Below are 26,814 nucleotides of genomic sequence, written 5' to 3'. Positions count from 1 at the left end.
GCACCTCCTCCCGCGGCGGGCGCTGTTTCCAAAGCGAACGCAGTTCGTCTTTCCGAAGCGAACGCTAGTTCGTCTTCAAAGTGAACGCAGTTCGTCTTCCAGGGATTTCGCCTCCCTCGATCCGGCGAAAAGAATTTCGTCAAAGCCGACCTCCTCCCCGGCGATGGCGAATACGGCCGATCCCCACCTCCTCCCGAGGATCGGCCCCAAAAACGACACCCGCCGCACCTCCTCACGCGGCGGGTGTTGTTGTTTTTGGGCAGGCTTTTCAATTGCGCATGCAGTCGATCGAGGCGCTTTACGCCGCCATCAGACCGTCGCTGCGGACATAAGAAAGTCGAGCTCCGTCGTTGCACGACAATGACCCACGCTCGCACCGGCCAATTGCAAACGGCGCGCCAAGCGATTATTCCGGCGCTCATGAGCAAAAATCCTATCCACATCGTCGGCGGCGGCCTCGCCGGCTCCGAAGCCGCCTGGCAGGCAGCACAAGCCGGTGTTCCCGTCATTTTGCATGAGATGCGCCCGGTGCGCGGCACCGATGCGCACAAGACCGATGGGCTTGCCGAACTTGTCTGTTCCAATTCCTTCCGCTCCGACGATGCCGAGAACAACGCCGTCGGCCTGCTGCATGCCGAAATGCGGCTGGCCGGCTCGCTGATCATGAGTGCCGGCGACGCCAACCAGGTGCCGGCAGGCGGCGCGCTGGCCGTGGATCGCGACGGTTTCTCCGACGCGGTGACGAAAAAGCTTGAAGCGCACCCGCTGATCACCATCGAGCGCGAGGAAGTGCCGGGCCTGCCGCCGGCGGAGTGGGACCAGGCGATCATCGCCACGGGACCGCTGACCGCGCCGTCGCTCGCCCAGTCGATCGTCGAGGCAACCGGCGCCGATGCGCTGGCCTTCTTCGACGCGATTGCCCCGATCATCCATTTCGACACGATCGACATGGACATTTGCTGGTTCCAGTCGCGCTACGACAAGGTTGGGCCCGGCGGCACCGGCAAGGACTACATCAACTGCCCGATGGACAAGGACCAGTATCTCGCCTTCGTACAGGCGCTGGTCGACGGCCAGAAGACCGAATTCAAGCAGTGGGAAGGCACGCCCTATTTCGACGGCTGCTTGCCGATCGAGATCATGGCCGAGCGCGGCGTCGAGACGCTGCGCTACGGGCCGATGAAGCCGATGGGGCTGACCAATGCCCACAATCCGACGGTAAAAGCCTATGCCGTGGTGCAGCTGCGTCAGGACAATGCGCTGGGCACGCTCTACAACATGGTCGGTTTCCAGACCAAGCTGAAGCATGCCGAGCAGGTGCGCGTGTTCCGCACCATTCCGGGTCTGGAAAACGCCGAGTTCGCCCGTCTCGGCGGCCTGCACCGCAACACCTACATCAATTCGCCGACCTTGCTCGACGCCTCGCTGCAGCTGAAGTCGCGGCCGGGCCTGCGCTTTGCCGGCCAGATCACCGGCTGCGAGGGCTATGTCGAGAGCGCGGCGATCGGCCTGCTCGCCGGCCGCTTCGCCGCCGCCGAGCGGCTCGGCCACACCCCGTCGCTGCCACCGCTCACCACCGCCTTCGGCGCGCTGCTCAACCACATCACCGGCGGCCACATCGTCTCCGACGACGAGCCGGGCAAACGCTCGTTCCAGCCGATGAACGTCAATTTCGGCCTGTTCCCGCCGGTGGAAGCACCGAAGACCGAAGGCAAACGCCTGCGCGGCAAGGACAAGACGGTGGCCAAGCGCCACGCGATCACCTCACGCGCGCGGGCAGATTGTCGGGAGTGGCTAGGGCTGCCGGCGCAAACAGCGGAAGCTGCTGAATAGCCAAGTCTCAGGGCCCTAACGCGATTGACGTTTACGTCAACTCGCTGGCCATCCCCCCGTTGCGCGCCTGAGCAACAGCCAATGCCGGCGCAGAGCCGAAAGCCGGGCTGCGCCGCCAAGCGGCGAGCGACGACCACTCGCCATCTTGCCGAGATAGGCGTTGGTCAGCGCCAGCGGCAGGAACGCCGGACGCAGCGTTTCCGGAAGTGCGGACGCCCCTTGCTCGAAAGCGCGGAGATGCTCCTGCGCCAATGCAATCATCGCAGCCACCGCGCGCTGAGCGCCGGGGCCGCCGTCGCCGCTTACGAACTCCTCCGGCGACGAGCCGGCCGCTGCAAGGATATCCGCCGGCACGAAGCATTGCCCGCGTCGGCGATGCAGCGGCAACAGCAGCAACAGGCCGGTCATCGCCTGGGCGCAGCCGGCCCTGCCCGCCAGTTCGGCAAAGCGCGGCGCCTGATTGGGATCGAGCACCATCGCCGCCAGCTGGATCAGCGCGGCCGCCGTCTCGCCGCAATAGCCCTCGAGATCGGTGCGCGACGGCATCGGATCGTCATAGAGGTCGAAGATGCGGGCCTCGAGCAAGTTGTCGAAGGCAGTTTTGGGCAGGCCATGGGCAGAAATCGTCGCCTTCAGCGCATCGGCGAGCGGGTTGCCTGTGGCTGCGGCTTCAGCAGCGATGACATCGCGCCACCATTGCAGCCTCACTTCGCCCGGCAATGCCTCGTGGATGCGGTCGCGGACAGACGCGATCTCGGCATTGAAGGCGTAAAGCGAAAACAGCGCCGCGCGCTTGTCGGCCGGTGCATAGAGTGCGCTGACATAGCGGTCATGGTCGCCGGCGCGCACCGCCTCCATGACGATGTCAGCTGTATCGGTCACGTCAGTCGACGGCGATGAGCGCCGCAGCCACGGCGCGGTCTTCGGCAAGCAGCACATTGTAGGTCCGCACCGCTGCCCCCGTCGACATCGGGTCGGAGCCAATGCCAGCCGCCTTCAGCGCCGCCCGAAGTGCTGCCGGCAAGGGCCGCAAATCCTTGCCTGTGCCGACCAGCAGGATCTCGACCTTGTCGGCTTCGGCCAGCAGCAGGTCGAAATCCGCCGCCGTCAGGGCCAGCGGATCGGCCGGCTCCCAGCCATGGATGCCGGAGGGCAGGCACAGAAGCGAGCCGCGATGCGACATGTCGGCGAAACGGAAGCCGCCATTGCCGTAGGCTTCGATCGGCGCCCGTCCGGGGAAATGCGCCTCGCGGATGACGATGCCTTTTGCCACCAGCGCAGCCGTCAGGTCGCCATGGCCTTGCCGCCACCAACCGGCTTCTCCTCATCGGCGCTCGCTCCCTGCGGCCTGAGCCTGAACAGGATCAGCAAGGGCGCTGCGATGAAGATCGACGAATAGGTGCCGAAGACGACGCCGAACAGCATCGCCATGGTGAACGAGCGGATCACCTCGCCGCCGAACAACACGAGCGCCAGCAGCGCCAGGATGGTCGTCACCGAAGTTAGCGTCGTTCTCGACAGCGTCTCGTTGATGGCGTTGTTCAACAATTGTGGGAGCGGCATTCGTTTGTATTTTCGCAAATCTTCTCGAACACGGTCATAGACGACGATCGTGTCGTTGAGCGAATAGCCGATAATGGTCAGGATCGCCGCCAGCGAAGACTGGTTGAACTCGAGCCCGGTGATGACGAAGAAGCCCAGCGTCATCACCACATCGTGCACCGTCGCCACGATTGCGCCGACCGCGAACTGCCATTCGAAGCGGAACCAGACATAGACCAGGATGCCGATCAGCGCGATGATCATCGCAATCGTGCCTTGCTTGGCCAGTTCGCCCGAAACGGTGGGACCCACCACCTCGACGCGGCGGAAATCGTAATTGTCCTGCAGCTCGCCGCGCACCTTGTCGATGACGGTCTGCTCGGCGTTCTCACCGCCATCCTGGGTGCCAACGCGGATCAGCACGTCATTCGGCGCGCCGAATTGCTGGACCTGCACTTCACCGATATTGAGCTCCGACAGCCGGCTTCTGATATCGCCAATATCGGCGTCGCCTTGCTTGGACTGCACCTCGATGATCGAGCCGCCCTTGAAGTCGATGCCGTAGTTGATGTCGATGGTCAGGAATCCGATAACCGACGCGATCGACAGCAGGCTGGACAGTGCGAACGTCCAGCGGCGGATGCCCATGAACGGGATTTTCGTGCCGGCCGGAACGAAGGTCACCGGCGCACGCGGCAATTCCTTCGGACGCGCACGGCGCAGCCAGATCGACACCAGCAGACGGGTGAAGGTGAAGGCGGTGAACACCGTGGTCAAAATGCCGATGGCATAGGTGATGGCGAAGCCCTTGACCGGTCCGGTGCCGAGATAGAACAGCACGACCGTGGCAATCAGCGACGTCACGTTGGAATCCACGATGGTCGCCAACGCCTTGGTGAAGCCTGTGTCGATCGACTGGATGACCGAACGGCCGGCCCGTCGCTCCTCTCGGATACGCTCATAGATCAGCACGTTGGAATCGACCGCCATGCCGATGGTCAGCACGATACCGGCAATGCCGGGCAAGGTCAGTGTCGCGCCAAGCAGCGACAAGACCCCGACGATCATCGCCACGTGCACGGCGAGCGCAATGTTGGCGAGGAAGCCGAGAAGTCCGTAGGCGACGAACATGAAGGCGACGACGAGAATGGAGCCGATGATGCCGGCGACCTTGCCGGCATGGATCGAATCCTGGCCGAGGCCTGGGCCGACGGTGCGTTCTTCGATCACGGTCAGCTTTGCCGGCAGCGCGCCGGCGCGCAGCAGCACGGCGAGATCGTTGGCGCTTTCGGCGGTGAAATTGCCTGAGATCTGGCCGCTGCCGCCGAGGATCGGTTCGCGGATCACCGGCGCCGAAATCACCTGATTGTCGAGGATGATGGCGAACGGCTTGCCGACATTCTGCTGCGTCGCCTGGCCGAATCGTGTCGCACCGCGCGAGTTGAAGACGAACGAAACCACCGGCTCGTTGTTTCGGGAATCATAGGTTGCCGTCGCCTTGGCAAGATCTTCACCGGACACGATGACGCGATTTTCCACCAGATACGGAACCGGCGGATCGTCCTGCGAATAAAGCACCGAGGAGCCTGCCGGCGGGCGGCCGTTCAGCGCATCCTGCACCGACATCGAGGTATCGACCATCTGGAAGGTCATCTTGGCGGTCTGGCCGATGATCTCCTTCAGCCTTTGCGGATCCTGCAGGCCCGGCACCTGGACGAGTACACGGTCGTCGCCCTGCCGCTGCACGATCGGCTCGGTGGTGCCGAGTTCGTTGACGCGACGCTCGACGACTTCGATCGACTGCGCCAATGCGGCCGAGGTGCGGTATTTGATGCCGGCGTCGGTGACGGTGAATTTGAGCAGCCCGGCTTCGGAATCATCCAGGGACATCTCCTGGATGGAGCCACCGGTGAACAGGCCGGCGGCGACCGGATCGGTCAGCGGCTTAAGCGCCGCCTTGGCGGCATCGATCTGGGTTGGATCGGTGATGCGCACTTGTACGGTCCTGCCGGTGCCGCCAAGGCCGGTATAGCCCACCTTGGCATCGCGCAGCAGCGTGCGGATCTCGTCGCGCGTCGTTTCCAGCTGCGCCTTGACCAGGTCGTTCTGGTCCATCTGCAAGAGGATGTGCGAACCGCCCTGCAGATCGAGACCAAGCGTCATCTGCCGCTTCGGCACCCAGTTCGGCAATTGCGCCAATGTGCTGGCCGGGAAGAGATTTGGCGCGGCAAGGATGAATGTGACGGCCACGGCGATCCAGATCAGGATCATCTTCAGGCGCGAAAAATACAGCATATGGCGTTGTCCGTCAGGGCGTACTGGCGGATCGTTCCGCCGACAATTCGGTTATTTCTTGGCGTTCTTATTTGCCACCGGCTCGCCCTTAACCCGCACTTCGCCGATTGTCGAGCGCGCTGAGGTCAATTTGGCGCTGCCGCCGGCAGCGGTTTCGGCGTCAATCGCCTCTGTCGGTTCCATTCTAATTCTGATCACCGCCGGGCGCTATCGTGCGCTACTCGACTATTTTCAACTGTGCAGGCATCGGTCCGGAACGCAAAAGCAAGGCCAGATCATCGGCGTTCTCCTTTGTAAGGTTGCCCGATATCTGGCCGCGGCCGTTAAGAATTGGCTCGCGGACGACTGGCACCGAAAGCACTTGGTTGTCGAGGATCATCGCAAATAGCTTGCCGACATTCTGCGAGGTCGCCTGCGCAACGCGTGCCGTTGCCCTGGAATCGAAGGTGAACGAAACCGCCGGCTCATTTGTGACGGAGTTGGAAGTCGCCTGAGCATTGACAATGTCGTCACTGGAAACGATCGTTCGGCTCTCAACCAGATAGGGAACCGGTGGATCGTCCTTCGAATAAACCACCACCGAGCCAGCGGGCGTCCGGCCATTGATCGCATCAGCGACCGGCATCGACTCATCAACCCACTGAAAAGTCAGCATTCCGGTTCGGGTGAGAATTCTCCTCAGCCTTTGCAAATCCGCAACGCCCGAGGTCCGGACCAGCATACCGTCTTCGCCCTCTGGCCGCACTACTGGGTCGGCTACACCAAGATCACGCAGGCGATTCTTAATGACCACGATCGACTGCGCAAGCGCGATCGACATCCGATACTTGATACCTGTGTCTGTTACCGTGAACTTGAGCAACGCTGCTCCGGTATCATCCAGGATCACTTCCTGGACCGGACCAGCGCTGCCAAGGACAGGATCAGTCACCGCCTCCAATGCCATCTTGGCCGCGCCGACCTGAGCGGCGTCGGTGATATGCACCTGAACGGCCCGACCCGACTTAGCAAGACCAGTATAGCCGATCCTTGCATCGCGCAGCAGCGTCCTGATTTCGTCACGCGTCGCCTCCAACCGGCGATCGATCACATCGGTCGCGTCCAATCGAAGCAGCACGTCCGCGCCGGCAGCGTGAAGACTGGGCGCGTCGACGAGCATTGTGGCCATAGCAAGCCAGATCAGGATCATTTTCAGGCGCGAAAAATGGACCATACGCCGTCTTTGTCAGAGCTCTGCCCGCGGATCGCTCCGCTTGGGAAACTGGCTTACTTCTTGGCGTTCTGGTTGGCCACCGGCTCGCCCTTGACCCGAACATCGGCGATCGTCGAGCGCAGCGCCGTCACCTTGGTGCCGCCGCCAAGGTCGATCTCAAGCTCATTGTCGTCGATCACCTTGGTCACCTTGCCGACGAAGCCGCCGCCGGTGATGACCGTGTCGCCACGGCGCACGGCCGAGATCATCTCCTGGCGCTTCTTCAACTGGGCGCGCTGCGGCCGGATGATGAGGAAATACATGATCACGAAGATCAGAACGAACGGGAGTATCATGCCGATATCCCCGAACGGACCAAGCGGAGTTCCGGTAGCTTGGGCGTATGCCGGTGTGACGAACATCAAGAACTCCTGGTTACGAAGAAGGCCGTAGGGCGGCCTCGCCAAATTTGGCCGGAATATAGTGGGTAAAGTTACCAATGCAACTGCGCGGCCGGGCTTTCAGCTGCTTTTCCGGCCGGTTGACCCGTGTTAGAGCATGCTCCCGGAATACGGGCGTGGTTTTCGCAAAAGATCATGCCCAAACAAAAGCTTGGAACCAGTTTCTATCTCGCCCGGATCAAGACGATTTCGGCCCCTACGCACGTTCGTGCGGAAACATAAAAGACGAGACATGACCGACAGCACCATCGAGGCCCTGAACCAAAAGCTCGACCGCCTGATCGAGGCGGTCACCCGCCTCGCCCCGCCGCCGGTGCCGCAAACCGATCTTGCGGTTGCCGATTGCTTCGTCTGGCAGGCCGACCCCGGCTATCTCGAGCCGGTGCGCAAGGTCAACCGCGTCGACATCGGCCTGATCCGCGGCGTCGACCGCGTGCGCGACATTCTGGTCGAAAACACGGAACGCTTCGCCGCCGGCCATGCCGCCAACAATGTGTTGTTGTGGGGTGCGCGCGGCATGGGCAAATCCTCGCTGGTCAAGGCCGTGCATGCGCAGATCAACGCCCAGGCCAAATCCGACCTGCCGCTCAAGCTGATCGAGATCCATCGCGAGGATATCGACACGCTGCCCAGGCTGATGGGCCTGCTGAAGGCGGCGCCGTTTCGCTTCATCCTGTTTTGCGACGACCTCTCCTTCGACCATGACGACACCTCCTACAAGTCGCTGAAGGCAGCCCTTGAAGGCGGCGTCGAGGGCCGCCCGGCCAATGTCATCTTCTACGCCACGTCGAACCGCCGGCACCTGTTGCCGCGCGACATGATCGACAATGAGCGCTCGACCGCCATCAACCCGTCCGAGGCGGTCGAGGAAAAGGTTTCGCTGTCGGACCGTTTCGGCCTGTGGCTCGGCTTCCACAAATGTTCGCAGGACGAATATCTCGATATGGTCAACGGCTATGCCAGCCATCATGGACTGAAGATCGACCCGGAGACGTTGCGCGCCGACGCCCTGGAATGGGCAACGACACGCGGCAGCCGCTCGGGCCGCGTCGCCTGGCAGTTCACCCAGGATCTGGCCGGCCGGCTCGGCAAGCCGCTGAACGACTGATTGATTTGCGTCAGGTCACTGAAAAAGCCCGCCCCTTGCGGAGCGGGCTGAGCCGGCGGGCCGGACTGGAGGTCAGACGGCCTGCAAAACGTTTATTGTTCTATTCCCGACTATTCGAGATAACCTGAGGGATCGACCGGGGCCGAGTTCTTGCGCACTTCGAAGTGCAGTTTCGGCGAGTCGGTGGTGCCGCTCATGCCCGACAGCGCGATCTCCTGGCCGCGCTTGACCTTCTGGCCGCGCTGCACCTCGATCGAACTGGCGTGGCCATAGACGGTGACCAGCCCGTTTTCGTGGCGCACCAGCACCGTATTGCCGAATTCCTTGAGGCCGTCGCCGGCATAGATGACCACGCCGTTCTCGGCCGCCTTGACCGGCGTCCCCTCAGGCACGGCGATGTCGACGCCATCCTTGCCGCCACCAAAATTGGAGATGACGCGGCCACGCACCGGCCAACGCATCTTGCCGATGCCGGTGGCATCGGGCGCAACAGCATCGTCGTCCTCGGCCTGCTGGATAACCTTGGCGTCCTTCTTCGGCGGCGTGTAGGTGGCGAGTGTCTCCGTCGGCTTTGCCGCCGGTTGGGTGGTCGCGGTCGTCACCGGATCAACTTTGGCCGGCTTGGCGCTGGCGACCGTTGCGGTGCCACCTGCCGGAACCTTCAGCGTCTGGCCGATCTTGAGCAGGCCGTCCTGCATGCCGTTCGCCTGCTTCAGCGCCACGACGCCAACGCCGGTCTTCCTGGCGATGGAGGACATGGTGTCGCCCGACTGGACCGTGTAGGTGCCCGCGGCCTTTGGCGCGGCCGAGGCCGTCTGCGCCGGCTTGTCGGTCTTCGGCTTGTTCGCTGCCGAAGCGTCAACCTGCGCGGCGGACTTGCCGTCCTTGAGTTTCGGCTGCTGCGGCAGTACGGCGACCTTCTCCGGCGCCGGCGCCTTGGGGCTGTTTGCCGGCTTGCCGTCGGCAAGTTTCGGCTCCGTCCCCTTGCTTGAATAGGCATAGGCCGGGATGACCAGTTTCTGGCCGGTCTTCAGCCCCTTGGTGGCGCTCAAGCCGTTGACCTTCACGATCACGTCGGCCGGCACATGATAGCGATGAGCGATGCCGGAAATGGTCTCGCCGTCGCTGACCACGATCTCGGTCGCATGCGGTGTACCAGCCGCAACTGGTTTCGGATCGGAGTCACCGGCATTCTTGAACGGCCTCGCCGGCTGGACGGTGCCGGTAGTCGTTCTGTCGACATGCGGTGCCGGTGCAAGCGCCGGCGCGGAAGCGGTGCGCATCGGAGCAGCTTTGGGCGCGCTCGGCGGCGGCAGCTGCTGGACGGTGACTGGCTCCAGGCTGGAGCGGCTGACCGACTGGTTATGGCTGCCATCGACAGGTGCCGCAGCGATCGGCTCGGCCGCCACATCGCCCGGATAGGGCTGAGCGGTGCTCTGCTTGTCGATGATGGCGCGCTGATTGTTGGTCGAGGAGGTGAAGACGTCGTCGACACCATTGAACCGCGAGACTTGGGAGCTACACCCCGCCGCCACTCCGGCTAGCATGAGGACAGCGCAGCCCCGCGACAGAGTACGCCCGTTTGCCTTCAAAACACTGAATTGCATCGCACTAACCCGCACAGACCCGGTACACACTGGTCATGATTAAAGCGCGTTAATGTTACTGGCGGGTTAACCCCATAGAATCAGACGCAAATTTTCTTAAAACATTTTCGAACGCGCCGAAGGTGCGTTGAGATTCAGGTCAGGCCGAGTCGAAAATGACAGGTTCTGAGAACCGGCCTACGCCGGCCGTAGCCTTCATAGAGCGGAGGCATTTATGACGGCTTCGGCCGGCGAAGGCCGGAGCGGAGCGTACTCAAACATGTGAGCACCGGAAGCGCAGGAACCTGCCATTTGCAGGCCGGCCTCACATGAATATCAGTGCACCTAAATAACCGCCGCGACGCTGCGCAGGATCGGCTGCAGGCGCACGGTGCCGATATCCTCGCGCTCGAAGCGGCTGCCGACCTTGGTCAGCTTGGCCAGCACCTGCTCGCCCTCCTCCGGCCCGATCGGGGCAATGACGATGCCGCCGCTCGACAATTGGTCGAGCAGGAAGCGCGGCAGGCTGTCGAAAGCCGCCCAGGCTACGATGCGGTCGAACGGCGCTTCATTGGCAAGCCCGTTGGAACCGTCGGCCTGGCGCACGATGACATTGCCGATGCCGAGCGCCTCGAAGCGTTGCCTGGCCTGCTCGGCCAGCGTTTTGTAGCGGTCGACGCTGACGATGCGCGCCGCGAGCCGCGACATCACCGCTGCCGTGTAGCCCGAGCCGGTGCCGATCTCCAGCACCCGGTTGCCGGGCTCTATTGCCAGGGCCGCAATCACCGCCGCCTGCAGATCGGCGCCCTCGATCGCCTCGCCGCATTCGATCGGCAGCATGCCGTCCGACCAGGCGATGGAATGGAACTGGCCGTTGAGGAAGCCGCGCCGCGGCGTCGCCTCGAAGGCTGCGATCAGCGCCTTCGGCACCGCGCCTTGGCCGCGCATGCGCAGCAGGAAAGCGGCAAAACCCTCGCGATCGTCGAGCGGCAAGTTCATGCCAGAACCTTCTTCATGCGAACACCTTATTCAGACAGCGCCTTGGTCAGTTGGTCACGGATTTCATGCGCGGTGAGGTCAAGCTGCAGCGGCGTCACAGACACGAGCCGGTTGCGCAGAGCATGGAGATCGGTGCCCTGCTTGCCCTCGACCGGCTCGCGGCCGAAGCGCAGCCAGTAATAAGGCAGGCCGCGCCCGTCGCGGCGCTCGTCGACCCAAAGGCTGTGCACCAGCTTGCCCTGCGACGTCACGACGGTGCCGGCAACCTCGTCAGGGAGGCAGTTGGGAAAGTTGACGTTGAGCAGCACGCCGTCCGGCAGCGGCATGGCGACGAGCTTTTTCAGCAACGCCGGCGCCAGCGCCTCGGTGGTCTCATAGGGAACGACGCGGTCCTCGCCGACATAGGAATAACCCTGGCTGAGTGCGATCGAGCGGATGCCGAGCAGCGCGCCTTCCATGGCGCCGGCGACGGTGCCGGAATAGGTGACGTCGTCAGCGATGTTGGCGCCGGAATTGACACCGGACAGGATCAGGTCCGGCGCGCCAGGCAGGATCTTCTTGACGCCCATGATGACGCAGTCGGTCGGCGTGCCGCGCACAGCGTAGTGTTTCTCGCCGATCTTGCGCAGCCGGAGCGGCTCCGAGATCGACAGCGAGTGCGCGTAGCCGGACTGGTCCTGCTCCGGCGCCACGACCCAGACATCGTCCGACAGCGTGCGGGCGATGCGTTCGAGCGACGCCAGGCCCTCGGCATGAATGCCGTCATCATTGGTCAGAAGGATGCGCATTACTTCGATTCGATCTTCGCCAGACCGCCCATATAAGGCCGCAGCACTTCAGGAATGGTTACGCTGCCATCCTCATTCTGGTAGTTTTCGATGACGGCAATCAGCGCACGGCCGACAGCGGTGCCCGAACCGTTCAGCGTGTGCACAAAGCGGTTGCCGTTGCCGTCCCTGTCCTTGTAGCGGGCATCCATGCGCCTGGCCTGGAAGTCGCCGCACACTGAACAGGACGAGATCTCGCGATAGGCGTTCTGTCCAGGCAGCCAGACCTCGATGTCGTAGGTCTTGCGCGCGCCAAACCCCATGTCGCCCGTGCACAGGACCATGGTGCGGAACGGCAGCTCCAGTCGCTTCAGCACCTCTTCGGCGCACTGCGTCATCCGCTCGTGCTCGGCGAGCGAAGACTCCTGGTCGGTGACCGAGACCAGCTCGACCTTGTAGAACTGGTGCTGGCGCAACATGCCGCGCGTGTCGCGGCCGGCGGAGCCCGCTTCCGAGCGGAAGCACGGCGTCAGCGCCGTATAGCGCAGCGGCAGCTTTTCATGGGCCGTGATTTCTTCGCGCACCAGGTTGGTGAGCGGGACCTCGGCGGTTGGAATCAACCCGAGCCGGCCATCGCCATGCTGCACGAAGAACAGGTCGTCCTCGAATTTCGGCAGCTGGTTGGTCCCGAAAAGCACTTCGTCGCGCACCATCAGTGGCGGGATGACTTCTTCATAGCCATGCTCGGTCGTGTGCAGATCGAGCATGAACTGGCCGATGGCGCGCTCCATCCGCGCCAGCCCGCTCTTCAGCACGGTGAAGCGTGATCCCGACAGCTTTGCCGCCCGCTCGAAATCCATCATGCCGAGCGCTTCGCCGATCTCGAAATGCTCCTTCACCCAGTTCGGCCGGGTCGGCACCTCGCCGACGATATGCTTGACGACATTGTCGTGCTCGTCCTTGCCGACCGGCACGTCGTCGAGCGGCACATTCGGCAGCACCGCCAGCGCATCGTTCAGCGTCTTGTCGAGCTCGCGCTCGCGCGCCTCGCCATTCTGGATGAAGGTCTTGATATCGCCGACTTCGGCCTTGAGCTTTTCGGCAAGTGCCGTGTCGCCCGAACGCATGGCGTTGCCGATCTCCTTCGAGGCGGCGTTGCGGCGTTCCTGCTTGGTCTGCAGCTCGGTGACGTGCTCGCGCCGCGCTTCGTCCTTCTTGATCAGCTCATCGACCGTGGACTGCGCCTCGTCAGCCGACCACGAGCGCTTGGCCAGCGCTTCGACAAGGGCCTTCGGGTTGTCGCGAATCCATTTGATATCAAGCATGGTTGGTCGTCCTCGAGCTAAGGCCTGAGGGCGTAAACCGCATCCTTCATCGATGCAAGATGGCGGCTGTCGCGTTTTTCCGCTAACGCGGATACCCGAACGCGACGGCCTATGAAGGAGCCTGCTTTGAGGACGCGTCCGCCGCCTTTTCGGCCACGGCTTCGGCGGCTTCCTGCTTCTCGCGCGCCAGCTTCTGCTTGACCTGGTCGCGCTCGATCAACCGGGCCGCCCAGATCGACACCTCGTAGAGCAGGATGGTCGGGATCGCCAAACCGATCTGGCTCATCGGATCGGGCGGCGTCAGCACCGCCGCGACGACGAAGGCGATGACGATCGCCCATTTGCGCTTCTCGGCCAGCGCCTTTGACGACAGCATGCCGACCCGCGTCATCAGGCTGGTCACCACCGGCAGCTGGAACACCAGGCCGAAGGAGAAGATCAGCGTCATGATCAGGCTGAGATATTCCGACACTTTCGGCAGCAGCGAAATCTGCACCTGGTCGTCGGTGCCGGCCTGCTGCATGGCGAGGAAGAACCACATCACCATCGGCGTGAAGAAGAAATAGACCAGCGACGCTCCCATCAGGAACAGGATCGGCGATGCGATAAGGAACGGCAGGAAGGCGTTGCGTTCGTTCTTGTAGAGGCCTGGCGCGATGAATTTGTAGATCTGCGTGGCGATCAGCGGAAAGGCGATGACCATGCCGCCGAACATGGCGAGCTTGACCTGGGTGAAGAAGAATTCCTGCGGCGCCGTATAGATCAGCTCGACCTTGTGCGGATCGAGCCCGGCCCACTGCGTGGCCCACTTGAACGGAACGACCAAAAGATTGAACAGCTTCTTGGCAAAGAAGAAGCAGACGAGGAAGGCGACGAAGAAACCGCCGATCGACCAGATCAGCCGCCGGCGCAGTTCGATCAGATGCTCCATCAGCGGAGCCGACGACTTCTCGATCTCGTCCTTTTCGCTGTCCGTAATGCTCACTTGGCGGCCCCCGCCGTCTTCTTGGGCGCGGGATTCTTGGCCGGCGCAGGCTTCGGCTCAGCCTTTGTGACTGCCTTCGGTGCAGCAGCGGGCTTGGTGGCGGCTTTTCCAGGTGCAGCCTTGGCGGGCGCCGCTGACGGCTTGGCCGCAACCTTCGCCGCAGGCGCCGGCTTTGCCGGTGCTGCCTTGGCTGCCGCTGTTTTGGTTGCCGGGGCCTTTGATGCCGCGGCCTTCTTGGCGCGCGCGTTTCGTGGCGCTGCTGTTGCTGCAGCCGGTGTCACCACCGCCTGATCGGTCATCGCCGGAAGGATCGGCGCCGCCGGCGCTGTTTCCGGTCCGTTGAGACCCGGCATCACCGTCGCGCCGTTCTTGAGCGGCTCAGCCGGCTGTGGTGTTTCTGCCGCGGGCGTTGAGGGGTCGACGGCGGGCTTTGGCTTCATCACCGCATCGACGCCGGAGCGAACCTCGGCTGCCGCCTGTTCGAACGGATTGAGCTGCTTGCGAATCTCGGCCGCCGGATTGAGGCCGCGCAGCGTATCGACAGACTTCTTGACGTCGTCGAGCTCGGCTTCCTTCAACGCCTCGTTGAACTGCTTCTGGAAGTCGGAGGCCATGGCACGCAGCTTCGCCGTCGTGCGGCCGAAGGTGCGCAGCATATTGGGCAAATCCTTGGGTCCGACGACCACGATCATGACGATCGCGATCACCAGCATTTCGGTCCAGCCGACTTCAAACATGGCAATCAGTTCCGACTAGTGCTTGTCGCCCAAAAGTGCGAAGCGGTTTTGGGACAACGACTTGCACAAAAGCAACAACCTTCGGCTCAGCTCTTGCTGGCCTTTTCCTTCACTGCCGAAACGGTCTCATCCGGGCGGTGCTCGACGGTGCGCTTGTCTTCGGCGGTATCGTCGTCGGCCATGCCCTTCTTGAAGCTCTTGATGCCCTTGGCCATGTCGCCCATCAGCTCGGGTATCTTGCCGCGGCCGAACACCAGCAGCACGATCACCAGCACGATCATCCAGTGCCAAATCGAAAATGAACCCATTGTAACTCTCTCTCGAATGTTTTCCCTGGCGATGATCTATGCGTTTTCGCGTTGGGATTCAAACACAACAGCGACAAAGTTTATGAAGGCGCGGCTTATGTCACGCATTTTCGGCAAAGCTGCCCGCTACCAATCGGCGCATCTACCGCAGCAATGCAGCTTTTTGACAGCGGCTTGCGGTCAATCTTCCGTGACGCGCGGCGTCAGCAGGCCGAGTTCCTCGAGATCGATGTCGGTCAACGCATCCTCGTCCTCGGTCAGCGCGTCCGGATCGGCCGGCGGCAACGGGATGGCGAAATTCGACGGCATGCGGCCGGAGAGCAGCCCTGCCCCCTTCAGTTCGTCCATCCCGGGAAGATCGCGGATCTCCTCCAGTGCGAAATGGTCGAGGAAAGTGTCTGTCGTGCCGTAGGTGACGGGACGGCCGGGCGTACGGCGGCGGCCGCGCATGCGCACCCATTCCGTTTCGAGCAGCGTATCCAGCGTGCCCTTCGAGGTCTCGACGCCTCTGATGTCCTCGATCTCGGCGCGCGTCACCGGCTGGTGGTAGGCGATGATCGCCAGCACTTCGAGCGCGGCGCGCGACAGCTTGCGCTGCTGCACCGTGTCGCGGCTCATCAGGAAGGCGAGATCGCCGGCGGTACGGAACGCCCAGGCATCGCCGACCCGAACCAGATTGACGCCGCGCCGCGCATAGATCTGCTGCAGCTCAGCCATGGCAGCGGCAATGCTGATGCCATCGGGCAATCTGGCTGCGAGCTGCTTTTCGCTGACCGGCTCGGCGCTGGCGAACACGATCGCCTCGGCCATGCGTATGGCTTCGACCATATGCAGCCGTTCGCCAGGATTCAGAAGCAGGGTATCAGTCGGGTCCTGGGCGATAATGCCCTCCTCGGTCTCTTCTTCGACCTTGAACGGAATGACCGAAGCGTTGGCGCGTTCGCTCATGATGCCACCTCGACTGCCTTGATTGGTTGCGCGCGGCCGCGCAGATAGAGCGGCGCGAACACCTGGTCCTGTCGCATCTCGATGCTGCCTTCGCGCACCAGTTCCAGCGACGCCGCAAACGAGCTGGCAATCGCGGTACGCCGTTCGTCCGGGCTGGTCAGGTAATTGATCAGATAGCTGTCCAGCGCCGTCCAGTCGCGCAGCGAGCCGATCAGCCGGGTCAGGATATCGCGCGCATCCTTGAGCGACCACACGCCACGCCGGGCAATTGTCACATTGGTGATCGCCTGTTTCTGGCGCTGCTGCGCATAGGCGGTGAGCAAATCGTAGAGCGAGGCCGAATAGGCGTTACGCTTCTCGACGATGACCATCTCAGGCATGCCGCGTGCAAACACGTCGCGGCCGAGCCGGTTGCGGTTGACCAGCCTTGCCGAGGCGTCGCGCATGGCCTCCAGACGCTTCAGCCGGAACTGCAGCACCGCGGCCAGTTCCTCGCCGCTTTCGCCTTCTTCGCCGGGCTGCTTGGGGATGAGGAGCTTCGACTTGAGGAAGGCCAGCCACGCCGCCATCACCAGGTAGTCGGCGGCAAGCTCAAGCCTTAGCGCCCTCGCCGTCTCGACGAAGGTCAGATACTGCTCGACCAGCGCCAAGATGGAAATCCGCGACAGATCGACCTTTTGGTTGCGGGCGAGATGCAGCAAGAGATCGAGCGGACCTTCGAACCCGGCGACGTCGACGACAAGCGACGGGTCGCCGGTGACCCGTGAATCGTCGTTCTCGGCCCACAGACGGTCCATCGGTGCGGCCTTCGCAGCCTTGCTGTCCAATGTTTCCGCCACTTGTTCCTTTACCTCTGGTTAGAGCATGATGCCGAAAAGTGTGAAGCGGTTTTCGGACGACATCATGCTCTCTCTATCTAATTTAGAGACGGATTCAGATTTCAGGTCGAACAGACCTGAAATCATCCGTCTCTAGGCCACCGCATCGAAATAGGTGGCAAACTCGGCGCGTATCTCGGTTTCGTCGGCCCGGTCGCGATCCCTTATATAGGTCAGCGCCCGCTTGGCGCGCTCCAGCGACGTCCCTTCAAGTCCCGTGGTTCGCGATGCGATGCCTGCCATCTCCTCAAAAACGCCATTGCAGTGAAGGACCAGATCGCAGCCCGCCGCAAGGATCGAGGCCGCCTTTGTCGGGAAATCCCCAGAAAGTGCCTTCATCGAGGTGTCGTCGCTCATCAACAGCCCGTCGAAGCCGATCTCGCGGCGGATGATCTCGTCGATGACCTTGCCTGAGGTGGTCGCTGGGTTCTTCGGATCGATGGCGCTGTAGACGACATGCGCCGTCATCGCCATCGGCAGATGGCTAAGCTCGCGGAAAGGGGCGAAATCATGCCGCTGCAGGTCGCTCAGCGAGGCATCGACCACAGGCAGTTCGAAATGCGTGTCGGCAAAGGCGCGCCCATGGCCCGGAATGTGCTTCATGACCGGCAGCACGCCGCCCGACATCAGCCCTTCCGCTGCCGCCCGGCCGAGTTCGATGACCGGGCGCGGCTCCTTGCCATAGGCGCGCGCGCCGATGACGTCGCTGGCGCCCTCGATCGGCACGTCCAGCACCGGCAGGCAATCGGCCGAGATACCGAAGCGCAACAGGTCGAACGCGTGCAGCCGCGCCATCAGCCAGGCAGCGCGGGTGCCGGCATCATGGTCCTTGCGCCACAATGCGCCGAGCGCGCCGCCGGCGGGATAGTTGGGCGCCAGCGGCGGCCGCAGGCGCTGCACCCGGCCACCCTCCTGGTCGATGAACACCAGTGCATCGGGGCGCCCGATACAGTCACGCATTTCGGCGACCAGATCGCGGATTTGCTCGGTCTCGCCGATGTTGCGGGCAAACAGGATGAAGCCCCACGGGCATTCATTGCGATAGAAACGGATTTCTTCGCGGGTCAGCGATTTCCCGGCACAGCCGAGGATCATGGATTTTGATTCGGTCATCCCACCAGTTTAGGGCTTCGCGCCGCCAAAGGGAATCTCCCCGGACGGCAAGCGCCTCAACCTCTCGCCCATCCACATGAAAAAGCCGGCGCGACCCTTGGGAACGCACCGGCTCTGATAATTGGATCCGGCCTTACCGCGACACGAAGCAGTTGCCGCCGGCAGCCTTGTAGCTGGTGCACAGATTGATCGCATCGTTGCGCGATTGCGCAGGCACCCGGACACGGTAGAAGGTGCCCTTGCCGGCGATCTCCGCCTTGACGATGTTGGCGGTGCGACCGGCGAGCACATTTCCATAGCGGCGCTGCAGGTCGGCGTAGTTGGCCTGGGCGCTTTCGACCGTCGGCTGCGAAGCGATCTGCATCGACCACGAACCGCCCGATGTCGAAGCCGTCGCCGGGATGGAGGCAACCTGGTCGGGCTTGACCTCGCCGACCACGTCGACCGGCTGGTCGGACGGGCGCTGCGGCGCCACGGCAACCGTCTGCGGCGTGTTGGCGGACTCGGTCTCAGCCTTCGGCGCAGCCGCCGGCTTCACCGGCTTGACCGGCTTGGCGGTCTCGGCACTTGCCTGGTCGCTATTTGCCTGATCGGCAGGCGCCACGGTGCCGGTCTGCTCGGCATCGGCCGAAGGGGCGACGTGCTGCGGCGCCGGGTCAAGCGGCTCAGTCGCCGCAACCTGCGGCGCGGCCGGCGTCGAGTCCTCGCGTGCCACCAACGAGCCGTCGGGCTTGACCACCATGGTCCGCACCTTGCGCGGGGCAACGGCGACCGTATCGGGGTTCTTCTCGGCTTCCTGCAGCACCTGCGCAATGCGGTCCTCGGATTTTGGCGCCGGCGCGACAGCCGCGTCGGGGTTGCCGGCAGCGTCGGGGTTGACGGCAGCTTCGGGGTTGCCGGCAGCGTCGGGGCCTGGGGCAGTATCGTCGGGCGACAGATCGACGACGCGGCTTTCAGGCTCCTGCGCCTTCACATCGACCGGCTCTTCGGTGTTGGTGACCAGCTTCTCCTGAACCGGCTCGGCCGGCTTGGTGCCCTTGGCGACCGCATCATAAACCTTGTTGTCCTGGTTCGGCACCACGGCGCCGCCCGGATTTTCGGGCTTGACCTTGATCGGCCTGTTGTCGGCTTTGACAATGACCGGCGCATCGCTGCCGCCCTTGCCGCCGAACGACAAGGCGAAGGCGCCAAGGCCGCCGGCAATCGCAACCGCAGCAACGACCCCCGCGACCAGCAGCCCGCTCCTGCGCGGCCGTGCGGCTTCCTGCTCGGCGAGGCCCGGCACCGCCATTGCCTCGTCCAGATCCGGATCGTAGTCGAGTTCGTCGACCGCGAAATCGTCGGCCTGCGAAACCGGCTGGCTGCCGGGCAGATCGTCCATGTCGAAGCCGCCGGCGGCATCGGCGTGGTGAGCTTGCGTGGCTGCAAGCACTTCGGCTGGCCGCGCCGCATAGGCGCGCTGGTCGAGCTCGTGGCCCGAACTGAAGCTGGAACTGTAGGAATCGTCATCATAGCCGGCACTGCGTGCGGCAGTGGGCGGCGCCACTTCCACCGCGTTCATGTCGTTGAGCATGCCGGCGAATTCGGCGTCGATGTCGTCATAGGCGGCCGGCTCGTCTTGCTCGAAGCTGAGTTCTGGAATGTCGAGGTCGTCGGCAATCGCCACCACACGCTCCGGCACATCGACCGTCTCGACATCCGGCATCTCGTCATAGGCCTGAGGCGGCGCCTGGCGCGATGGCGTCGGCGCCACATAGGCAGCAGCGGCAACCGGCTGGTCGCGATAGCTTGGCGCTGCCGCCGGCGGCATGGACGGCTTTTCTGCAAAAGCAGCTTGCGGCTGCGCTGCAAAAGAAGGTTTCGGCTGCGCTGCAAAGGAAGGCTGGGCCGGGGTGGGAGTCACGCGGCTCCACGAACGCGCCGGCTCCGGCGGCGTCGAGCGCCAGTCGCCAGCGACCGGTGCTGCCGTATCGTCATGACCGAGATCGATGCCCTTGGCCAGCGCCGCGTCGAAGGCGTGATCATCGAACTCGATCTCGGGCACATGGCCTTCAAGTTCGCCGGCAAGCAGATCGTCGAAATCGGCATCGTCCGCCTGGGCCTCCTGAGGAGCAGGCGCGTGTTCGTCTAGGTCCCAGTCGAGATTATCGACCGGAGCGACCGGCGTCGCGACGGACCGCTGCACCGGGGCAACCGGCTCATAAGTCCTGGTGGGCTCGATGGCGGCAGCCCTGGTGGGCTCGGTGACCACCGGAATCGGGGCGACTGGCGCCGGGCGTGGTGTGGTCATGGCGCCAAGCAGCGCGTTGAGTTCATCTTCCAACGTCCGTTCGTCAGCGACCGGAGCGGCCGGGGTCGCCATATTGGTAGGCGCCACATAGGCTGGTGCGACCGGAGTTGGCTGAACCGGAGCGGGTGCGGTCTCGGCCACCGGCTCGTGATCGGCAAGCGCATCATCGATGCTCAGATCGAAATCGTCGAATGCTTCGTGCGCAGTCTCATGAGAGGGGCTGGCCTCCACGGTCCAGGCCGGCGTCTCGTCCACTTCCGGCGCATCCATCTCAACCGGCGCGCTGGCCTGCAGATCGCTGACATCCAGATCGCGCTCTTCCGGATCCTCGGCCTCAACAGGCTGAGCCTCGAAAGCCTGAGGCTCGAAATGCTCGGCCGCAAAATCCTGGGCTGCAAAATCCTGGGCCGCAAAGTCCATGTCGACATCGGCCATCGCGTCATCGAAATGACCCGCAAAATCCTCGTCGGCAACAGCGTGGTCGGCGGAGCCGACGGCGTCGAAGGTATGGATCGGCGCCTCGGCTACTGGCGCGGCATACTGGTCCTGCGCCGGCGCAGGACCGTCCAGCGTCAGCTCGTCTTCCAGCGACATCGAGACGGCATTGTCGAAATCATCGTCGAACGCGAGATCGTCGGCAGGCGCAGCAGCAACCTGCGCGACATCTGCGGCATGGGCGACGGTCGCATCGTCATCGAGCAGCAACCCCTGCTCGAGCGAAGCGGCAAGCTCGTCATCCATCGGCAGGTCGTCTTCGAGCGGCGATACGTTTTCCAGTGAACTGGCCACGGCATTGTCGAAATCGTCATCGAATGCAGCTTCGTCGAATGCGGGCTCGGCAAACCAAGGTTCGGCAACCGAGGGTTCAACGGGAGCAGCCGCAGCCTGCGGGGCAGCGCCGAAATCCAGATCGGCGGCATCGTCGAAGACGAAATCATATTCCAGCGAAGCAGCCAGCGCATCGTCCATCGCGGCATCGGTGGTTTCGAAAGCCGGCTCGCGAATCTCGGCAGCAGGTTCGTAGGGCTCAGCGGCAGGCTGGTGAACCTCGGGAGCTGGCTGGCTGGCCTCCATGGAACCGATTTCATCGCCGAATTCGCCCATCAACTCCTTCTCGAGGTCGATGTCGAAATCGCCCTCGTCCGCAGCCGTCTCGACGGCTGGCGCCTGCGGCTTGACCGGCTGGCGCGGATCGAAACCCATGATCCTGGTCAGTTCAGCGAACGGATCATCTTCGGCGATGTCGTTGTTGTCGGCTACTCTCAGCTGGGTTCTGTCTGCCATTATTGTTCCCGAACTCGCACTCATTCGGACGCCATGGACGTCGCGTAGGGTTGGCCCTTACCAGCGCAATGTGGGCAAATGGTGACAGGTGTTTTAGTTAAACCTAACGCATCTCAGTGGGCGCATCAGCCCCAATCAGCGTCAGGCCGGAGGTCAAAACATCCGAAACAGCCTGCACCAGCCCTAGTCTGGCATGAGTCAATTGTCGGTCGTTAACCTTAACAAAACGTAAGTCGGCATTCTCGGTGCCCCGATTCCAGTGTCCATGGAAGCTGGAAGCCAGATCGTAGAGGTAGAATGCCAGCCGGTGCGGCTCCAGCGCAAGGGCCGCGGATTCGACCAGCCGGGGATATTCAGCCAGCTTCCGGATCAGGCCGATCTCGCCCTCATCGGTGAGCGACGCCGAGGCCGCGGCCAGGCTGTTGCGGTCGAAATTGGCCTCGCCCAGTTGCTCGCTCGCCTGCCGGAACACCGAATGACAGCGCGCCGAAGCGTACTGCACGTAGAACACGGGATTGTCCTTGGACTGTTCGGTGACCTTGGCGAAATCGAAGTCGAGCGGCGCGTCGCTCTTGCGGTAGAGCATCATGAAGCGGATCGCATCGCGGCCCACCTCCTCCACCGCTTCGCGCAAGGTCACGAAGTCGCCCGACCGCTTCGACATCCGAACCGGTTCGCCATCGCGAAACAGCTTCACCAGATTGCACAGGAGCACCGTGAGTTGCAGCTTCAGATCATCGCCTGCAATCGCCCGCGCCAGCGCTTCCAGCCGCTTGACGTAGCCGCCATGGTCGGCGCCCAGCACATAGATCAGGCCGACGAAACCGCGGTCGACCTTGTCCTTGAGATAGGCGACGTCGGCGGCGAAATAGGTGAACGAGCCGTCGGACTTGACCAGCGCCCTGTCCATGTCGTCGCCGACCGCCGTCGAGCGGAACAGCGTCTGCTCGCGGTCTTCCCAGTCGTCCGGCTTCTCGCCCTTGGGCGGCGGCAGCTTGCCCTTGTAGATATGGCCCTTCAGCGTCAGATCGTTGATCGCCGAGCGGATTTTTTTGGCATTGTCGGCATGCAGCGTGCGCTCGGAGAAGAAAACGTCGTGATGCACATTGAGCAACGCCAGATCCTCGCGGATCATCACCATCATGGCGTCGATCGTGCGGTCCTTGACGATTGCCAGCGACTGATCGTCGGGCATCTGCAAGAGCTTGCGGCCAAATTCGGCAGCCAGCGCCTGACCGACCGGCACAAGATAGTCGCCGGGATAGAGACCGGCCGGTATCTCGCCAATGTCGTCGCCCAGCGCTTCGCGGTAGCGCAGGAAGGCCGAACGCCCGAGCACGTCGATCTGCGCGCCGGCGTCGTTGATGATGTATTCCTTGGTGACGTCATAGCCGGCGAAGGCCATCAGATTGGCGAGCGTGTCGCCGACAACCGCGCCCCGGCAATGGCCGACATGCATCGGCCCGGTCGGATTGGCCGAGACATATTCGACATTGGTCTTCTTGCCGCCACCAATGGTCGAGCGGCCGTAGTTTTGCCCCTCGCCGAGCACCGCGGTCAGATGTGCCTGCCAGAAAGCGTCCTTGAGCCGGAGATTGACGAAGCCGGGACCGGCGACGTCGGCTTCGGCAACATCGGCGTCGCTGCGCAGCACTTCCACCAGCCGCTCGGCCAGCGCCCGCGGGTTGTGCCCTGTCGGCTTGGCCAGTACCATCGCCGCATTGGTGGCGAGATCGCCATGGCTGGCGTCGCGCGGCGGCTCGACGGCGATGCGCGACAGGTCGGGCGAAACGCCATTACTGTCTTTCAAATCAAGCGCTTCGACGGCTTTTGTGATTCGCGCGCTGAAATCGGCGAAGATGTTCATGGGTCTTGCTCTGGCGGACTGTGCAGGGGAACCGGCTCATTGGCCGGCAAATCGCGCCCGCCCTAGCTTAAATCGGGCGTATGGTCAAACAGACGGCGGTGTTCCTTCAAGGCGTAGGTATCCGTCATCCCCGCCAGGAAATCGGCGACGCTGCGCGCCTTGATGCGGTCCTCCGCCCGGTCGAGCCCCTCCCGCCAGCCGTCCGGCATGGCGCGCGGATCGGCGAAATAGACATCGAACAGGTCGCGCACGATCTGCTCGGCCTCAATGCGAACGCGCATCACCTCGTCATGCCGGTAGAGATGCTTGTAAAGAAAGGTCTTCAAATCCTTCTCGGTTGCCGCCATGTCTGCGGAAAAGGTCACCATCGTCTCGCCCGCCGCCCGCACCGCTTCGGCGCTGTCAGGCTTGATGCGCTCCAGATTGGCGGTGGTGGAAACAATGACGTCCTCGACCATCATCGTGATCTGCCGGCGCATCAGCTCATGGCCGGTGCGCACATCGTCCAGGCCCGGATAGCGCGCGCGCACGCTTGCCAGGATCGATCCCGGCAGCGCCACCGTTTCCAGCATGTCCAAGGTCAGGAAGCCGGAGCGCAGGCCGTCGTCGATGTCATGGGTGTTGTAGGCGATATCGTCGGCGATCGCAGCACATTGCGCCTCGATGCCGGCGAAATGGTCGAGTTCGAGGTCGTGCAACTCGGAATAGTCGCGGATCGCCTGCGGCACCGGGCCTTTGAGCCCTTTTCCCTTGGCGTCGGTCAGCGGGCCATTGTGCTTCACCAGGCCTTCCAGCGTTTCCCAGGTCAGGTTCAGCCCGTCGAACTCGGCATAGCGCCGCTCCAGCCGCGTCACCACGCGCAGCGACTGCGCATTGTGGTCGAAGCCGCCCCATTGGGCCATCCGCTCGTTCAGCGCGTCCTCGCCGGTATGGCCGAACGGCGTGTGACCGAAATCGTGCACCAAGGCGACCGCCTCGGCCAGATCCTCGTCGCCGCGCAGCGCTCGCGCCAGAGCCCGCGCAATCTGCGCCACCTCGATCGAATGCGTCAGCCGGGTGCGGTAGTGATCTCCTTCATGGGCGACGAACACCTGCGTCTTGTGCTTCAGGCGGCGGAAGGCAGTCGAATGAATGATACGGTCGCGGTCGCGCTGGAATGGCGTGCGAGTCGGGCTCTCGACCTCGTCATAGAGCCGCCCGCGCGACCTGGCTGGGTCGCTGGCATAGGCCGCGCGCGGCCGATAGCCGAACCCAATGTCGCCAAGCTCATTTGTCATGGCTGATGCCGCCGCAGTTGACTTGCCCCTTCCCGCTTCATACCTATCATGTGAAACTGAAAGCAAGGTGACGCCCATGGGCGCTGATGCCAAGACTGCCATGAAAGTCGAGATGACCGAGTCCGCCGCCAAGCGGATCGCGAAAATCGTCTCTGGCGAGGCCGGCAAGACGGCGCTGCGCGTCTCCGTAGAGGGCGGCGGCTGCTCCGGCTTTTCCTACAAGTTCGACCTGGTCAATACGCGCAACGACGACGACGTCGCCATCGAAAAGGACGGCGCCACCGTGCTGATCGACGATTTGTCGCTGGTCTATATGGGCGGCTCGGTGATCGACTTCGTCGACGATCTGATGGGCCAATCGTTCCAGATCCGCAACCCCAATGCAGTCGCCTCCTGCGGCTGCGGCACCAGTTTCTCCATCTAGGCAGATGTCCGGCGTCGGCGCGGTCCGTCAGGTCGCACTGTCGGCCGGGCGCGATCTCGACGTGACGCTGGCCTTCTGGCGCGATGTGCTCGGCCTCAACGTTCACGCCCGCTACGATCCGCCGGGCATCGCCTTCATCATGGCCGGTGATATCAGGTTGCTGTTCACCGATGGCGTTCCGGCCGGCACCGTCTATCTCGATATTGCCGGGCTCGAAGCCTTCCACGCCGAGGCGAAAGCGTCCGGCGTTCCCTTCACCGCACCGCCGGCGCTCGTCCACAACGACATCGAAGGCACGTTCGGAACGGCGGGGGAAAGCGAGTGGATGGCCTTTCTAAAGGACCCGGCAGGCAATACGATCGGGCTTGTCGAACGTCTTTCGCCCGAACATCCCTGAGGCCGCCCATGAAAATCGTTACCTGGAACATAAACGGCATTCGCGCCCGCATCGGCAACCTCACCCACTGGCTGAGCGAAAGCCAGCCCGACATCGTCTGCCTGCAGGAGATCAAGTCGGTCGACGAGCAGTTCCCGCGCGCCGAGATCGAGGCGCTTGGCTACAACGTGGAAACCCATGGCCAGAAGGGCTTTAACGGCGTCGCCCTACTGTCGAAACTTCCGTTCGACGAGGTTATCAGAGGCCTGCCCGGTGATGACGCCGACGAGCAGGCGCGCTTCATCGAGGGCGTGTTCTCGACCGACCAGGGCGCGCTGCGCGTCGCCTCGCTCTATCTGCCCAACGGCAATCCCATCGATGACGAGAAGAAATTTCCTTACAAGCTGGCCTGGATGGAGCGGCTGCATCGCTGGGCCGAGCAGCGGCTGCTTCTGGAGGAGGCGCTGGTGCTGGCCGGCGACTACAATGTCATCCCCGAGCCGGTCGATGCGCGCTTCCCCGAGAACTGGCTTGGCGATGCGCTGTTCCAGCCGCAGACCCGGCAGGCCTTCCGGCGACTGAAGAATCTCGGCTTTACCGAGGCGGTGCGCGCCGTCACCGATGCCGCCGACGTCTACACCTTCTGGGATTACCAGGCCGGCGCCTGGCAGAAGAACAACGGCATCCGCATCGACCATCTGCTGTTGTCACCCGAAGCGGCCAACCGCTTTTCCTCGGCCTCGATCGAAAAGCATGTGCGCGCCTGGGAAAAGCCTTCCGACCACGTGCCGGTGGCGATCGATCTGGCGCTGCTGCCGGCTTGATATCAGCCGAAACCCTGATGTCGCCACAATCGCGCCATTCAGTCAGAGATCAGCATGGCGGCTGGGGTTCCATGGCACTACGATTCCTCCTTTGTCCAATCGGCCTGGCATTTGCCATGGCCTCCCCTGCAGCGGCACTTGCCGACCAGCAGTGCCTGGCCAATGGCAAGTCCTACCAGGTCGGCCAGGTCACCTGCCTGACGGTTTCAGACAAGAGCCATATGGCCCGCTGCGACCTGGTGCTCAACAACACCTCATGGACCAAGATCGGCGACAGCTGCCCCGACAGCACGATGAAGCCGCATCTGCACGGGTAGTGTGCTGAGAGTTCTGCAAATTCGCTGAGAGAGGGCGGTCATGGCAGGCTGGTGATGTTCAACGTCACCGATTCCCTG

Annotated in this window: 24 protein-coding genes; 6 read left to right on the top strand and 18 right to left on the bottom strand. The window is 63.1% G+C overall.

All coding sequences use genetic code 11. The features are described 5' to 3' along the window. Positions 1-420 precede the first annotated feature (420 nt). A complete protein-coding gene (gene trmFO, locus NKJ77_RS29285) occupies positions 421-1,833 on the top strand; it encodes a methylenetetrahydrofolate--tRNA-(uracil(54)-C(5))-methyltransferase (FADH(2)-oxidizing) TrmFO (protein ID WP_352536180.1) in 1,413 nt (470 codons plus the stop codon). Positions 1,834-1,869: 36 nt separating this feature from the next. On the opposite strand, the gene NKJ77_RS29280 is transcribed toward trmFO, so the two are convergent. The 5 genes from NKJ77_RS29280 to yajC all read right to left on the bottom strand — a co-directional run bounded on the left by NKJ77_RS29280 (position 1,870) and on the right by yajC (position 7,284). Then, a complete protein-coding gene (locus tag NKJ77_RS29280) occupies positions 1,870-2,691 on the bottom strand; it encodes a phytoene/squalene synthase family protein (RefSeq protein ID WP_502902130.1) in 822 nt (273 codons plus the stop codon). Between the two features lie 25 nt (positions 2,692-2,716). Next, complete coding sequence (locus NKJ77_RS29275; protein ID WP_023667676.1) at positions 2,717-3,106, bottom strand: Mth938-like domain-containing protein; 390 nt, start codon at positions 3,104-3,106, stop codon at positions 2,717-2,719. Between the two features lie 11 nt (positions 3,107-3,117). Further along, a complete protein-coding gene (gene secDF, locus NKJ77_RS29270) occupies positions 3,118-5,670 on the bottom strand; it encodes a protein translocase subunit SecDF (RefSeq protein ID WP_023667677.1) in 2,553 nt (850 codons plus the stop codon). Positions 5,671-5,887: 217 nt separating this feature from the next. Further along, positions 5,888-6,883, bottom strand: a complete 996-nt coding sequence (locus NKJ77_RS29265; RefSeq protein WP_023697614.1) for a SecDF P1 head subdomain-containing protein — start codon at positions 6,881-6,883, stop codon at positions 5,888-5,890. Positions 6,884-6,936: 53 nt separating this feature from the next. Then, on the bottom strand, positions 6,937-7,284 hold the full coding sequence (gene yajC / locus NKJ77_RS29260; protein ID WP_023667680.1) for a preprotein translocase subunit YajC: 348 nt from the start codon (positions 7,282-7,284) through the stop codon (positions 6,937-6,939). A gap of 271 nt (positions 7,285-7,555) precedes the next feature. Between yajC and NKJ77_RS29255 the strand changes: the two genes are divergently transcribed. After that, complete coding sequence (locus tag NKJ77_RS29255) at positions 7,556-8,431, top strand: ATP-binding protein (RefSeq protein WP_352536178.1); 876 nt, start codon at positions 7,556-7,558, stop codon at positions 8,429-8,431. Positions 8,432-8,541: 110 nt separating this feature from the next. On the opposite strand, the gene NKJ77_RS29250 is transcribed toward NKJ77_RS29255, so the two are convergent. From NKJ77_RS29250 to NKJ77_RS29190, 13 genes are all read right to left on the bottom strand, one after another. Next, on the bottom strand, positions 8,542-10,038 hold the full coding sequence (locus tag NKJ77_RS29250) for a peptidoglycan DD-metalloendopeptidase family protein (RefSeq protein WP_352536177.1): 1,497 nt from the start codon (positions 10,036-10,038) through the stop codon (positions 8,542-8,544). A 324-nt stretch (positions 10,039-10,362) separates the two neighbouring features. Continuing rightward, positions 10,363-11,016: a protein-L-isoaspartate(D-aspartate) O-methyltransferase gene (locus NKJ77_RS29245; RefSeq protein WP_352536176.1), complete on the bottom strand. Its 654-nt coding sequence runs from the start codon at positions 11,014-11,016 to the stop codon at positions 10,363-10,365. 26 nt (positions 11,017-11,042) lie between these two features. After that, entirely contained in the window at positions 11,043-11,804 is a 762-nt protein-coding gene (gene surE, locus NKJ77_RS29240) for a 5'/3'-nucleotidase SurE (protein WP_023710683.1), read from the bottom strand. Next, positions 11,804-13,108: a serine--tRNA ligase gene (serS, locus tag NKJ77_RS29235; RefSeq protein ID WP_023706002.1), complete on the bottom strand. Its 1,305-nt coding sequence runs from the start codon at positions 13,106-13,108 to the stop codon at positions 11,804-11,806. The genes surE and serS overlap by 1 nt, the downstream gene beginning before the upstream one ends. A 109-nt stretch (positions 13,109-13,217) precedes the next feature. After that, positions 13,218-14,093, bottom strand: coding sequence for a twin-arginine translocase subunit TatC (gene tatC, locus NKJ77_RS29230; RefSeq protein ID WP_023688219.1), 876 nt, complete (start codon positions 14,091-14,093; stop codon positions 13,218-13,220). Next, entirely contained in the window at positions 14,090-14,830 is a 741-nt protein-coding gene (gene tatB / locus NKJ77_RS29225) for a Sec-independent protein translocase protein TatB (RefSeq protein WP_023830610.1), read from the bottom strand. Before tatB ends, tatC begins: the two co-directional genes overlap by 4 nt. Positions 14,831-14,916: 86 nt before the next feature. Continuing rightward, on the bottom strand, positions 14,917-15,138 hold the full coding sequence (locus NKJ77_RS29220) for a twin-arginine translocase TatA/TatE family subunit (protein WP_023681650.1): 222 nt from the start codon (positions 15,136-15,138) through the stop codon (positions 14,917-14,919). A gap of 180 nt (positions 15,139-15,318) precedes the next feature. After that, positions 15,319-16,086: an SMC-Scp complex subunit ScpB gene (scpB, locus tag NKJ77_RS29215; RefSeq protein WP_023830609.1), complete on the bottom strand. Its 768-nt coding sequence runs from the start codon at positions 16,084-16,086 to the stop codon at positions 15,319-15,321. Then, the gene (locus tag NKJ77_RS29210) at positions 16,083-16,883 is read right to left on the bottom strand and encodes a segregation and condensation protein A (RefSeq protein ID WP_023667690.1); all 801 of its coding nucleotides are present in this window, start codon (positions 16,881-16,883) and stop codon (positions 16,083-16,085) included. The genes scpB and NKJ77_RS29210 overlap by 4 nt, the downstream gene beginning before the upstream one ends. Positions 16,884-17,057: 174 nt before the next feature. Further along, on the bottom strand, positions 17,058-18,077 hold the full coding sequence (nagZ, locus tag NKJ77_RS29205; RefSeq protein ID WP_023830608.1) for a beta-N-acetylhexosaminidase: 1,020 nt from the start codon (positions 18,075-18,077) through the stop codon (positions 17,058-17,060). A 133-nt stretch (positions 18,078-18,210) separates the two neighbouring features. After that, entirely contained in the window at positions 18,211-21,651 is a 3,441-nt protein-coding gene (locus tag NKJ77_RS29200) for an SPOR domain-containing protein (protein WP_352536175.1), read from the bottom strand. A 103-nt stretch (positions 21,652-21,754) separates the two neighbouring features. Further along, entirely contained in the window at positions 21,755-23,518 is a 1,764-nt protein-coding gene (gene argS / locus NKJ77_RS29195; RefSeq protein WP_023744778.1) for an arginine--tRNA ligase, read from the bottom strand. Positions 23,519-23,580: 62 nt separating this feature from the next. Continuing rightward, on the bottom strand, positions 23,581-24,795 hold the full coding sequence (locus NKJ77_RS29190) for a deoxyguanosinetriphosphate triphosphohydrolase (protein WP_023729964.1): 1,215 nt from the start codon (positions 24,793-24,795) through the stop codon (positions 23,581-23,583). A 76-nt stretch (positions 24,796-24,871) separates the two neighbouring features. Between NKJ77_RS29190 and erpA the strand changes: the two genes are divergently transcribed. The 4 genes from erpA to NKJ77_RS29170 all read left to right on the top strand — a co-directional run bounded on the left by erpA (position 24,872) and on the right by NKJ77_RS29170 (position 26,736). Next, entirely contained in the window at positions 24,872-25,219 is a 348-nt protein-coding gene (gene erpA, locus NKJ77_RS29185; RefSeq protein ID WP_031194769.1) for an iron-sulfur cluster insertion protein ErpA, read from the top strand. Positions 25,220-25,223: 4 nt separating this feature from the next. Continuing rightward, entirely contained in the window at positions 25,224-25,616 is a 393-nt protein-coding gene (locus tag NKJ77_RS29180) for a VOC family protein (RefSeq protein ID WP_023830605.1), read from the top strand. Positions 25,617-25,624: 8 nt separating this feature from the next. Continuing rightward, positions 25,625-26,419 carry an exodeoxyribonuclease III gene (gene xth, locus NKJ77_RS29175; RefSeq protein WP_023667698.1) on the top strand — a complete coding sequence of 265 codons (795 nt, stop codon included), beginning with the start codon at positions 25,625-25,627 and terminating at the stop codon, positions 26,417-26,419. A 116-nt stretch (positions 26,420-26,535) separates the two neighbouring features. Beyond that, the gene (locus NKJ77_RS29170; RefSeq protein WP_352536174.1) at positions 26,536-26,736 is read left to right on the top strand and encodes a hypothetical protein; all 201 of its coding nucleotides are present in this window, start codon (positions 26,536-26,538) and stop codon (positions 26,734-26,736) included. Positions 26,737-26,814: the final 78 nt, after the last annotated feature.

The organism is Mesorhizobium sp. M0052 (assembly GCF_040323255.1).
Taxonomy (GTDB): Bacteria; Pseudomonadota; Alphaproteobacteria; order Rhizobiales; family Rhizobiaceae; genus Mesorhizobium.
The sequence above is the reverse complement of the archived record's forward strand: the minus strand, read 5'-3'. Positions and strand labels throughout refer to the sequence as shown.

Bases quoted from the DNA above. Each gene is read 5' to 3' on its own strand.
- trmFO (WP_352536180.1), top strand. From the start codon at position 421: ATGAGCAAAAATCCTATCCACATCGTCGGCGGCGGCCTCGCCGGCTCC.
- NKJ77_RS29280 (WP_502902130.1), bottom strand. From the start codon at position 2,691: ATGGAGGCGGTGCGCGCCGGCGACCATGACCGCTATGTCAGCGCACTC.
- secDF (WP_023667677.1), bottom strand. From the start codon at position 5,670: ATGCTGTATTTTTCGCGCCTGAAGATGATCCTGATCTGGATCGCCGTG.
- NKJ77_RS29265 (WP_023697614.1), bottom strand. From the start codon at position 6,883: ATGGTCCATTTTTCGCGCCTGAAAATGATCCTGATCTGGCTTGCTATG.
- yajC (WP_023667680.1), bottom strand. From the start codon at position 7,284: ATGTTCGTCACACCGGCATACGCCCAAGCTACCGGAACTCCGCTTGGT.
- NKJ77_RS29255 (WP_352536178.1), top strand. From the start codon at position 7,556: ATGACCGACAGCACCATCGAGGCCCTGAACCAAAAGCTCGACCGCCTG.
- NKJ77_RS29250 (WP_352536177.1), bottom strand. From the start codon at position 10,038: ATGCAATTCAGTGTTTTGAAGGCAAACGGGCGTACTCTGTCGCGGGGC.
- NKJ77_RS29245 (WP_352536176.1), bottom strand. From the start codon at position 11,016: ATGAACTTGCCGCTCGACGATCGCGAGGGTTTTGCCGCTTTCCTGCTG.
- surE (WP_023710683.1), bottom strand. From the start codon at position 11,804: ATGCGCATCCTTCTGACCAATGATGACGGCATTCATGCCGAGGGCCTG.
- serS (WP_023706002.1), bottom strand. From the start codon at position 13,108: ATGCTTGATATCAAATGGATTCGCGACAACCCGAAGGCCCTTGTCGAA.
- tatB (WP_023830610.1), bottom strand. From the start codon at position 14,830: ATGTTTGAAGTCGGCTGGACCGAAATGCTGGTGATCGCGATCGTCATG.
- NKJ77_RS29220 (WP_023681650.1), bottom strand. From the start codon at position 15,138: ATGGGTTCATTTTCGATTTGGCACTGGATGATCGTGCTGGTGATCGTG.
- scpB (WP_023830609.1), bottom strand. From the start codon at position 16,086: ATGAGCGAACGCGCCAACGCTTCGGTCATTCCGTTCAAGGTCGAAGAA.
- NKJ77_RS29210 (WP_023667690.1), bottom strand. From the start codon at position 16,883: ATGGACCGTCTGTGGGCCGAGAACGACGATTCACGGGTCACCGGCGAC.
- nagZ (WP_023830608.1), bottom strand. From the start codon at position 18,077: ATGACCGAATCAAAATCCATGATCCTCGGCTGTGCCGGGAAATCGCTG.
- NKJ77_RS29200 (WP_352536175.1), bottom strand. From the start codon at position 21,651: ATGGCAGACAGAACCCAGCTGAGAGTAGCCGACAACAACGACATCGCC.
- argS (WP_023744778.1), bottom strand. From the start codon at position 23,518: ATGAACATCTTCGCCGATTTCAGCGCGCGAATCACAAAAGCCGTCGAA.
- NKJ77_RS29190 (WP_023729964.1), bottom strand. From the start codon at position 24,795: ATGACAAATGAGCTTGGCGACATTGGGTTCGGCTATCGGCCGCGCGCG.
- erpA (WP_031194769.1), top strand. From the start codon at position 24,872: ATGGGCGCTGATGCCAAGACTGCCATGAAAGTCGAGATGACCGAGTCC.
- NKJ77_RS29180 (WP_023830605.1), top strand. From the start codon at position 25,224: ATGTCCGGCGTCGGCGCGGTCCGTCAGGTCGCACTGTCGGCCGGGCGC.
- xth (WP_023667698.1), top strand. From the start codon at position 25,625: ATGAAAATCGTTACCTGGAACATAAACGGCATTCGCGCCCGCATCGGC.
- NKJ77_RS29170 (WP_352536174.1), top strand. From the start codon at position 26,536: ATGGCCTCCCCTGCAGCGGCACTTGCCGACCAGCAGTGCCTGGCCAAT.